The organism is Bremerella sp. JC817 (genome assembly GCF_040718835.1).
GTDB lineage: Bacteria > Planctomycetota > Planctomycetia > Pirellulales > Pirellulaceae > Bremerella.
Window position 1 is genome coordinate 1 of the sequence record NZ_JBFEFG010000195.1, and the last position, 367, is coordinate 367.

Genomic DNA, 367 nt, shown 5'->3' on the forward strand with positions numbered 1-367 from the left:
CTCCCTCGGGAGGAGGCCCTCGGCAACGCCCCGAAGCGGAACCACGAGGCGTTCCTGGTCCCCGCCGTCCTCCAGTGACCGTGACGGCCCGACGGCCCGTGCCTTCGCCCCTCGCCGCCATTCCTTCGCAATCTCCTCTTCCATCGTCATTGAGACAGGATCACGCTGTTCATGGACCCGCTGGGCGCGACTCTCTCCGGCTTGCTGGACGGCTATCACTCGGGCACCTTTTCGAGCGAGGAGGCCGTCGGCGCCTTCGTCCGCCGGATCGAGGCCCACAACGGCCGGCTCAACGCCCTGATCGACTTCGATCCGGCCCCCGCCCTGGAACAGGCCCGATCGATCGACGACCGCCGCCGGCGAGGAG

Annotated in this window: 1 protein-coding gene; it reads left to right on the forward strand. The window is 68.9% G+C overall.

Annotated elements, in window-relative coordinates:
• Positions 1–171: 171 nt before the first annotated feature.
• A partial coding sequence (locus tag AB1L30_RS00935) for a hypothetical protein (RefSeq protein ID WP_367011460.1) occupies positions 172–367 on the forward strand: 196 nt, incomplete at its 3' end.